The following is an 8,280-nucleotide window of genomic DNA, read 5'->3' on the forward strand; positions in this document are numbered from 1 at the left end:
GGCGCTCCATGGAGCTGCTGATCCCCGACTGGCTGGCGCCTGCTGGCGTGGGTGCCATGACCACCTTGCGCGCCGGCGGCTACAGCCCGGCCCCTTACGACGATGGTCATGGTGGCCCTGGCCTGAACCTGGGCCTGCATGTGGCCGATGATCCCTTGCTGGTGGCACGTAATCGTGCGCTGCTGCGGCGCCTGCTGCCGCAGGAGCCGGCCTGGCTGAGCCAGGTGCATGGGGTGGAGGTGCTGGATGCGGCCGACTTGCCGGCGCAGCCGCAGGCCGACGGCTGCATCAGCACGACGCCCGGCGCGGTGTGCGTGATGATGACCGCCGATTGTCTGCCGGTGCTGTTCTGCGACCGCGCCGGCAGCGTGGTCGGCGCAGCCCATGCAGGCTGGCGCGGGCTGGCGGCCGGCGTGCTGGAGCGCACCGTGGCCGCCATGCGCGCGCGCGGCGCGATCGATGTCATGGCCTGGCTGGGACCAGCCATCGGGCCGGACAACTTCGAAGTCGGGGCTGAAGTGCGGGAGGCCTTCCTGGCCCGGCAGCCAGAGGCTGAAGCCGCCTTTCGCGACTATCCCGGTCGTCCCGCCAAGTACCTGGCCGACATCTACCAACTGGCGCGCCAGCGCCTGGCCGCAGTCGGGGTACACGACGTCAGCGGCGGTGGCCTGTGCACGGTCGCCGATCAACGCTTCTACTCCTACCGGCGTGACAAGACCACGGGCCGCATGGCCTCGCTGATCTGGCTGAAATAATTCCGGTCCTCGTGCTTTGCACGCCGTCAGGGATGGCGTTGCAGGGCCTGGATCAGCTCCCGCGTATGTCCCGGCATGCCTTCCAGTCCGCGTACGCAGATCAGCAACTGGCGGCGGCTCCAGCGGTCGCTGAGCGGGATGGCACGGATATCCATGTGGCCGGCGCTGGCCAGGGCCGCCGTTTCCGGTATCACCGCCACGCCCACCTGATGCTCGACCATGCGGCAGATGCCGTCAAAGCTGCGCAGCCGGACCCGGTATTGCAGCCGTCGGCCGGCCCGTGTGGCGTGGCCGGAGAGATGCTGTTGCAAGGCGCTGTCGCCGGACAGGCCGATGAAATCCTCCCCCAGCAGTTCGCTGAAGGCCAGCGACTTGCGGCGGGCCAGCGGATGTTTTTTCGATAGCACGGCCACCAGGTGATCCTGGCGAAACGGATAGGTCTGCAGCGGGCCACTGTCGGTGGAGTCGGCGATGATGCCGACATCGGCCACCCCGTCCACCACGGCTTGTACTACCTCGTAGCTCAGTTTTTCTTCCAGTTCGATATCGGTATGCGGATGCCGCGCCAGGAAGCGTGCCAGCACTTCCGGCAGGAATTCGGTCATGGCCGAGGTATTGCACAGCAGCCGGATATGCCCCTTCAGGCCCTGCGCGTACTGGCCCAGTTCATCGCGCAACTGTTCCATCTGCTGCGCCATCATGCGTGCGTGGTGGGCCAGCGCGCGCCCGGCATCGGTGGTCCGCACGCCGCGCCGACCGCGCTCCAGCAGGGGCGTGCCGAGGGCGTCCTCCATATTGCGGATGCGGGCGCTGGCCGATGCCAGTGCCATATGGGCGCGGGTGGCGCCGGCGGTGATGCTGCCACTCTCGACCACATACAGGAACAGGCGCAGGTCGGATAGTTCGAATCGATTGCTCATGGTGTGTAGGGTGTGGTGTGGAGTGTAGGGAAGGGCGCAGGTCCACAACAGGCAAGGTGGGGCAGGCAAGCCGGATTTTGCCTTCGGCCAGGCCGAAGGCTGCCTAAGTGTATTCCACATTTCCAGAGCCGACCGAGGCTGGCAGACTGAACGCCTTGTAGCAAGCACCGTCGACTTCTCCTTTCGCCATGCCCAGCCTGTTTTCCTTCCTCGATATGAATGCCACCGTCCTGGCCGTGAGCCTGGCGGTGTTCCTGCTGGCCGGCTTCGTCAAGGGCGTGATCGGCCTGGGTCTGCCGACGGTGGCGATCGGTTTGCTGAGTCTGGTGATGTCGCCGGTACAGGCGGCGGCCTTGCTGATCCTGCCGTCGATGGTCACCAATGGCTGGCAACTGGCCACCGGTGGCGCCTTCCTGGCGCTGGCGCGGCGCCTGTGGGGCATGCTGGTCGGCATCGTGGTGGGTACGCTGGCCGGCAGCGGCCTGATGGGAGTGGACGGTGGCCGCCGTGCCATTGTCATCCTGGGCCTGGCACTGATGCTGTATGCCATCGCCGGACTGGCGGCGTGGACGCCGAGCGTACGGCCCGGGCAGGAGCGCTGGTGGTCGCCCGTCGTCGGACTATTGACCGGGCTGGTAACGGCGGCCACTGGTGTGTTCGTGATTCCCGCTGTCCCGTATCTGCAGGCGCTGGGCTTGCAGCGCGACCAGTTGATCCAGGCGCTGGGCTTGTCCTTCACGGTTTCCACCCTGGCGCTGGCCGTCAACCTCGGGCAGGGTGGAGCCTTCAGCGGTGGCGTAGGCTGGGCCTCGCTGGTGGTGCTGGTGCCGGCTTTGATGGGCATGGCCATCGGCACCCGGGTGCGCGGCATGGTCCGTGCAGCCAGCTTCCGGCGCGCCTTCTTCATCGGCTTGCTGCTGCTGGGTCTCCATCTGGCCTGGCACATCACCGAGCTGGCGCCATGGTGATGATGACCTCGCCAACCTGGCGGATCGAGGGGCCGAAGCAGAAGTTGCCCGGCGAAGTGCATGTCTATGCCTGGCTGGATGGCTGCATGATTGCCATGCTTGATTGTGAGTTACGTGACAGTCAAGGATTGAAGTTACGTATGGCCTATGTCTCGCCACCGTGGCGAGGCTCGGCCGTCCTGCGTGACATGCTGGCCGTGCTCAAGCCGCGTTATCGACCGATCGCCCTGCGTCGTTCCCGCAGGCGCTGAGTGCAAGGACTGAGGTTTTCGGTGCAGTCCGCTCCCATGATGCACTGCGCAAACCTGTGTGCCGTATAGTTCTTGGGTTCACGATGATGGTGCGTGCGGCCTGCCATTTTCTAAGTTTTCCTGTTCGCCGGATTGAGTGGCCGTCAAGTCTCTTCAGGAAGGGTGACGGTCCTCAGGCTCGGACGGCGACTCGCGTTTCACGGAACTGTCATGTTCCAAGTCTTCCTTGCGGGCCGCTGCCAATTTCTTCATATTTTGACGATTCCGCTTGCGTTGCGGCGTACCCATCAGGTATAAAACGATGGTCAGGGGAATTATCCCGTACAGCAGGAAAGTGGCGATGCCGGCAATCGCTGACTGTTCGGTGATCGACATCATGAAGACGACGTAGAGCCATGCGATAGCGACGATATACATGGTGAGATGGCGCTTCGAGACAAACCGTAAAGATACGCGAAAATTGCAGATCCGAGCATGAACAAGCAGAATCCGCAGCAACCCTCTCCCGATGTATCCGCGTGGCTGGCACAGATGTCCGATCCGAAGTTCTGGACCTCGCTGCAGTCCCAATTCCAATCCCAGTTCGAGCAATTCAGGTCGCATCTGCCGCCCATGCCCAATATGGCCGGCATGGCAGGCATGCCGCCCGGTGCAGGCCAGATCGATCCGACACTGCTGGCCAGGCAGCTGGGCGACATGGGCGCCACGCTCGACCCCGCCGATGCGGTTCGCCTGCAGCAGGAGTACACCCGCGAGTTCGGCGAACTGTGGCAGTCGATGCTGTCGGCCAAGGCGCTGACCATCACCGATCGCCGCCTGTCGGCACCGGCCTGGCAGGAGCATCCCTACTTCGCGTTCCAGGCGGCGGCCTACCAGCTCAATTCGCGCTTCCTGCTGGCCATGGCCGATGCGGTCAAGGGCACCGATAAGGTGCGGCACAAATTACGTTTTGCAGTGCAGCAGATGATTGATGCGATGTCGCCGGCCAATTTCCTGGCGACCAATCCGGTGGCCCAGCAAAAGATCATCGAGACCCGCGGCGAGAGTCTCACCAAGGGCATCGCTCAATTGCTGGCCGACCTGCAGAAGGGTCATGTCTCGCAGACCGACGAGACCGCCTTCGAAGTGGGGCGTGACGTCGGCGCCAGCGAGGGGTCGGTGGTCTTCGAGAACGAGCTGTTCCAGCTGATCCAGTACAAGCCGCTGACCAAGACCGTGCATGCGGTGCCGCTGCTGATCGTGCCGCCTTGCATCAACAAGTTCTACATCCTCGACCTGCAGCCGCAGAATTCGCTGGTGCGCTACACGGTGGAGCAGGGACACACCGTGTTCCTCATTTCCTGGCGCAATGCCGACGAGGCGGTGGAGGCATCGACCTGGGACAACTACGTCGATGATGCCGTGGCACGTTCCATCCACATCGTCCAGGAAATCAGCAAGCAGCCGCAGATCAATGCCCTCGGGTTCTGCGTGGGCGGCACGCTGCTGTCCTGCGCGCTGGCACTCTTGGCCGCCCGCGGCGAAGACCCGGTGGCCAGCCTGACGCTGTTGACCACCTTCCTTGATTTCTCCGACACCGGTGCCATCGACGTCTATATCGACGAGATGCAACTGGCCCTGCGCGAACAGATGATCGGCCAGCGCGGTCTGATGGCCGGGCGCGATTTCGCCAGCGCCTTCTCCAGCCTGCGTCCCAACGACCTGCTGTGGAACTACGTCGAATCCAATTACCTCAAGGGCGAAAAGCCCAGCGCCTTCGACCTGCTGTACTGGAATGCCGACAGCACCAACCTGCCCGGACCGATGTTCTGCTATTACCTGCGGCATATGTATCTGGAGAATGCGCTCAAGGAACCGGGCCGCCTGACGGTGGGCGGCGAGAAGATCGACCTGCGCAAGATCAGCGCCCCGGCCTTCATCTATGCCTCGCGTGATGATCACATCGTGCCCTGGAAATCCGCCTATGCCTCGCTGGACCTGGTCAACGCCGGCAAACGCAGCAACAACCGTTTCGTGCTGGGCGCGTCGGGACACATTGCCGGCGTGATCAATCCTGCCTCCAAGAACAAGCGCAATTACTGGACCAACGACAAGGCCCGTGCCGGCGCCGATGCCGATACCTGGCTGGCCGGCGCTACCGAGCATCCCGGCAGCTGGTGGGGCGAGTGGGCGGCCTTCCTGGCCAAGCATGGCGGACGCAAGGTGGCCGCGCCCAAGTCGCCGGGTTCGACCCGCTACAAGCACATCGAGCCGGCCCCGGGCCGCTATGTCAAGGTCAAGGCCGACCAGTTGGTGGCCTGAAGGATCAGCCAGCCGGCCAGGGGAGGCCCAGAAGTCGGCGGCGATGATGAAAAGAGGGCGGTGATCCGGCAGACCGGAGCCGCCGACAGAGAGAGACGACCGGCGTCGCATCCGCGGCGGCATCGGCCAGACCAATACAGGGAAGCCAGACAAGACCCGGCCTCCCGACCAATGCGGCGCAAGGCAGACCCGAAACAGGGGTAACAGGCAGTAGCTGGAACCCCAATAATCACCATCCAATAGGAGGCAGCAAATGAGCAAGCGTATCGCATATGTGACCGGTGGCATGGGCGGCATCGGGACCGCCATCTGCACCCGTCTGTGCAAGGACGGCTATACCGTGGTGGCCGGCTGCGGCCCCAATTCCACCCGCAAGGACTCCTGGCTGGCCACCATGCGCGGCCACGGCTTCGACATCCATGCCTCTGAAGGCAACGTCTCTGACTGGGAATCCACCAAGGCCGCCTTCGAAAAGGTGCGCGCCGAGATCGGTGAAGTGGACGTGCTGGTCAACAACGCCGGCATCACCCGCGACGGCCAGTTCCGCAAGATGAGCAAGGCCGACTGGGATGCGGTCATCGACACCAACCTCAATTCGCTCTTCAACGTCACCAAACAGGTCATCGAAGGCATGTGCGAGCGCGGTTTCGGTCGTATCGTCAATATCTCCTCGGTGAACGGCCAGAAGGGCCAGTTCGGCCAGACCAACTACTCCACCGCCAAGGCCGGCATCCACGGCTTCACCATGGCGCTGGCCCAGGAAGTGGCGACCAAGGGCGTGACCGTCAACACCGTCTCGCCGGGCTATGTCGGTACCGACATGGTGCGTGCCATCCGCCCGGAAGTGCTGGAGAAGATCGTCTCCGGCATCCCCGTCAAGCGTCTGGGCGAGCCGGAGGAAATCGCCTCCATCGTGGCCTGGATCGCCTCTTCCGAGGGCGGTTACGCGACCGGTTCGGACTTCTCCCTCAACGGCGGCCTGTACATGGGCTGATGTCCTTTGCTGCAGCAGGCAGGTTGTCCGCCTGCCTCTGCTGCGGCCATCGGCGGAGAATTTCTCCGCACTGCACGATCGGGCTCCCCATTGTGCGTCTTCCCCCCTATAATGGCTTGCGTTGCTGCCCTGCAAAAGGATTGCGACCGCGTCGCGAGGACGACGCAAGCTGCATCACAGTAGAAGAAGCAAGGAGAGGACAGCATCAATGTCCCGGACGCCCGCGGGTCGGGAGCGCATCGAAGCGGCCCGCACCGCTGCAAACCAAGGCCGGCCAACGGCTGCAATGAGAGAGACTGGACTTCAGATGACTACTGCAAAAAATTCGGCAGACCGCTTGATCAAGAAGTACCCCAACCGCCGTCTTTACGACACCCAGACCAGTTCCTACATCACCTTGACCGACGTCAAGCAACTGGTGCTGGACAATGAGGAATTCACCGTGGTCGACGCCAAGAGCGGCGACGACCTCACCCGCAGCATCCTGCTGCAGATCATCCTGGAAGAAGAGTCGCACGGTGTCCCGATGTTCTCCAGCGGCGCCCTGTCGCAGATCATCCGCTACTACGGCCATGCCATGCAGGGCATGATGGGCAACTATCTGGAAAAGAACATCCAGACCTTCATCGACATCCAGAACAAGCTGGCCGAAAATTCCAAGGGCTTCTACGAAGGCAAGCCCTTCAGCCCGGAGATGTGGACCCAGTTCATGAACGTGCAGGGGCCGATGATGCAGGGCATGATGAGCAACTACATCGAGCAGAGCAAGAACCTGTTCATCCAGATGCAGGAGCAGATGCAGAGCCAGACCAAGAACATGTTCGGCACCTTCCCCTTCGGCGCCACCGGTACCCCGCCGGATCAGAAGAAGTAAAGCGATACTCCTGCCGGGAGGCTTAGGTCTCCCGACGGTCAGCCTCCCTTTGAGACGATTTATGATGCAGGGCTAACTAGCTAGGATCAGCGCCATCTTTTGGCATTTGCCAAATCTCAAGGTGGTCATGACTAAAGTTAGAAGAGTTCCTTACTACGCGATAGAGCGATCTTTGTTTCGGGGCGAGGTGTGGAAGCAATATGCCGGCTCAGTGGGTGCTGTTCCCATCAGCACACCTCAGACGGTATCGTATGAGCGGCTCGCACCAGGTGAGCGTCTTCCGTCCAGGCCTCCTCAACCTGTTGGCTCGCCCCCGCAAGCCAAAGAGAAATCGGAGACGCGGGTCGCGAAAGCAGCACGTCAGCAAGCCCTTGCCGACGCCCGCAAGAAGCAAAATCCCCTTACACACAAACAAGCTGAAAAAGCTTCGCCTACGCTTCTCGAAGCTGAGGAAAGAGATAAGCTTCCTGATTTTGATCTTCAGGACGTGTCTGGCGCCATGGATAAAAAGGGCTGGGTCGTCGCGGCAAAACTCGTACGCAGATGGTTCAGCAATCCAAAGCTGATATGGAACAATGATAAGAAAGCGGTGCTGTCCATCGATGATAGTTCTGTCACTCTTGATTGGGTTCGTACCTTCGGACTTGTGGAGTGGGAATATCAGAGTCTTCTATCCCATAAGATCTACAACGACAATGCTATTGACGAACTGAAGATATAAATAAAACCGATCCTTGAGAAAAGCTTTCAAAACACTACTCGTCTGGGATTTGAAACGGCGCTTCATCTAAATAATCTGCATCGTTTCCATTTGGACTGGAATTTTCAGCATGTGGATATCGCGAATTACGAAACGATGACTAAATCGCTTTCGATGACCGATTTAACTGCGGCATTGGCAAACTTCGGCATTTATGCCGCCGTAGGCCGAATAGAAGTGATGGGATCAAGATACTTTAAGTATGACAATAAAAATAAAGTCAAAACTTACTGTATTGATCCAAGAATCATAGTTACCCATCTCTACGTCTACGTCAAAGACAACTACTCATTCAATGATGACCCACACTCCAATAAAACCCAATATCTTGGGCATTGGAACAAGAGTGGAATGATTGTGACAACCGGCGGAAAAATCAGTGTAGTTGCCCCCGCAATTCAGGACACTCAGACATCGTTAAGTTACTGATGCTGCAGCCCGTCTGAACTCGCGAGGC

At 60.9% G+C, this 8,280-nt stretch carries 8 protein-coding genes and 1 pseudogene; 7 read left to right on the forward strand and 2 right to left on the reverse strand.

Translation table 11 applies throughout. The annotated features are described in order from the left end of the window. Positions 1 to 8: 8 nt before the first annotated feature. Positions 9 to 755: a peptidoglycan editing factor PgeF gene (gene pgeF, locus BTM36_RS24400; protein WP_077238293.1), complete on the forward strand. Its 747-nt coding sequence runs from the start codon at positions 9 to 11 to the stop codon at positions 753 to 755. A 26-nt stretch (positions 756 to 781) separates the two neighbouring features. Here the strand turns inward: pgeF and BTM36_RS24405 are convergent, their stop codons facing one another. Next, positions 782 to 1,675 (reverse strand): LysR substrate-binding domain-containing protein, encoded by an 894-nt coding sequence (locus BTM36_RS24405; RefSeq protein ID WP_077238294.1) that lies wholly within the window; start codon positions 1,673 to 1,675, stop codon positions 782 to 784. Between the two features lie 188 nt (positions 1,676 to 1,863). On the opposite strand from BTM36_RS24405, the gene BTM36_RS24410 reads away from it, so the two are divergent. Together BTM36_RS24410 and BTM36_RS24415 are read left to right on the forward strand one after the other, a co-directional pair. Continuing rightward, positions 1,864 to 2,643: a sulfite exporter TauE/SafE family protein gene (locus BTM36_RS24410; RefSeq protein WP_077238295.1), complete on the forward strand. Its 780-nt coding sequence runs from the start codon at positions 1,864 to 1,866 to the stop codon at positions 2,641 to 2,643. Next, the gene (locus tag BTM36_RS24415) at positions 2,637 to 2,894 is read left to right on the forward strand and encodes a hypothetical protein (RefSeq protein WP_077238296.1); all 258 of its coding nucleotides are present in this window, start codon (positions 2,637 to 2,639) and stop codon (positions 2,892 to 2,894) included. The genes BTM36_RS24410 and BTM36_RS24415 overlap by 7 nt, the downstream gene beginning before the upstream one ends. A gap of 153 nt (positions 2,895 to 3,047) precedes the next feature. Here BTM36_RS24415 and BTM36_RS24420 read toward each other — a convergent pair whose 3' ends face one another. Then, on the reverse strand, positions 3,048 to 3,311 hold the full coding sequence (locus tag BTM36_RS24420; protein ID WP_077238297.1) for a hypothetical protein: 264 nt from the start codon (positions 3,309 to 3,311) through the stop codon (positions 3,048 to 3,050). A gap of 57 nt (positions 3,312 to 3,368) precedes the next feature. Between BTM36_RS24420 and phaC the strand changes: the two genes are divergently transcribed. The 4 genes and pseudogenes from phaC to BTM36_RS29310 all read left to right on the forward strand — a co-directional run bounded on the left by phaC (position 3,369) and on the right by BTM36_RS29310 (position 8,252). Further along, on the forward strand, positions 3,369 to 5,195 hold the full coding sequence (gene phaC, locus BTM36_RS24425) for a class I poly(R)-hydroxyalkanoic acid synthase (RefSeq protein ID WP_077238298.1): 1,827 nt from the start codon (positions 3,369 to 3,371) through the stop codon (positions 5,193 to 5,195). Between the two features lie 253 nt (positions 5,196 to 5,448). Then, positions 5,449 to 6,189 (forward strand): 3-ketoacyl-ACP reductase, encoded by a 741-nt coding sequence (locus tag BTM36_RS24430; protein ID WP_077238299.1) that lies wholly within the window; start codon positions 5,449 to 5,451, stop codon positions 6,187 to 6,189. A gap of 307 nt (positions 6,190 to 6,496) precedes the next feature. Continuing rightward, positions 6,497 to 7,063: a polyhydroxyalkanoate synthesis repressor PhaR gene (phaR, locus tag BTM36_RS24435; RefSeq protein WP_075258843.1), complete on the forward strand. Its 567-nt coding sequence runs from the start codon at positions 6,497 to 6,499 to the stop codon at positions 7,061 to 7,063. A 127-nt stretch (positions 7,064 to 7,190) separates the two neighbouring features. Continuing rightward, positions 7,191 to 8,252 (forward strand): annotated as a pseudogene (locus BTM36_RS29310) (DUF6402 family protein). Positions 8,253 to 8,280: the final 28 nt, after the last annotated feature.

Origin of the sequence: Herbaspirillum sp. VT-16-41, from assembly GCF_001994935.1 — a bacterium.
In the GTDB taxonomy this organism is placed as follows: domain Bacteria; phylum Pseudomonadota; class Gammaproteobacteria; order Burkholderiales; family Burkholderiaceae_D; genus Herbaspirillum; species Herbaspirillum frisingense.